At 45.5% G+C, this 997-nt stretch carries 1 protein-coding gene; it reads right to left on the bottom strand.

Translation table 11 applies throughout. The features are described from left to right. A partial coding sequence (locus tag ACFIJZ_RS09895; protein ID WP_375631987.1) for a late control protein occupies positions 1-997 on the bottom strand: 997 nt, incomplete at both ends.

Here is a 997-nt window from a genome sequence, read left to right as displayed (position 1 = left end):
TCCTTGTCTGGTGTGGTGTTTGCAACGTTTCCAGCTGTGTCTTCTTGGGCTTCATCAAAAAGTTCGCATTCTATTTTTGTGGTGTAACCACCCGTTTTATCAAGTTTGTGCTTAACACTTTTGATGCGCCATTCTGCTGGAATATAGGGGCGGAAAGGGGGCTCTTGAACAAGCTTTGCTTCTGCTTGCACAAACGGATCACCGCCGATATCACATGAGAAAGAAGACTTACCGCGTGATGATTTATTGCGATAAGCAGCAATGGCCGCAACAGCCTCTGATTGGTTATGGTAGGTGTATTTGAGTTCATGAAACGGTGCTTTGCCAACTTTGACTTCTTTTTTTTCACCACTGCGGATATCATGATAGGTTGCGAGAACACCGCCTTTCTTCTCTTTGTCTTCTTCTTTTTTCTCAGATTCTTTTTCTGCTTTTTCCGATTCAGATGATAATGGTGCTGTTCTGCCACTGTCATCCATATGGATAAAGTTTTCATCATCATCAATCTCTTCTGGTTCTCGTGCATCAGCAGCGGCTTTTTGGTCGTCTCCCACATCTGTTTCTAAGCCATTGGCTGCTCCTGCTTCATCCCGTGCGCTGTATTTAAAATCCCAAGAGGTACAATGTTTCTCATGAATAACAACAATAGGGAGTGTTTCACCGGTGATGGCTTTGCCTTCACCCCGTTTGGCGAGCACAAGTTTGCCATCAACGGGCTTTGCTACCGCATCATATTCCCCTGCGAGGCGTGCAGCAAAAGCCATATCACTTTCCGATGTTTGATCAATATGACGCACAACGATTTTTGCAAGAGAAGGATCAACCTTTGGCGTATAGCCATTACGCTCTGCTATCTCTTGAACAATACTGCCAAGGGTTTGCTGGTGATAGGATTGGCTTTTGGGGGTTCTGTAAGACGTGTTCATTGATGCGGCGCGCCCTGTCACGCTTAAGCTTTGTGGTGGGCTGCTTACAGAGATTTCGTCTATCAGATAGG

Source organism: Bartonella sp. CL70QHWL, from assembly GCF_042194855.1.
In the GTDB taxonomy this organism is placed as follows: domain Bacteria; phylum Pseudomonadota; class Alphaproteobacteria; order Rhizobiales; family Rhizobiaceae; genus Bartonella.
Note: the sequence above shows the minus strand (reverse complement) of the source record. Positions and strands in the feature narration are given on the sequence as shown.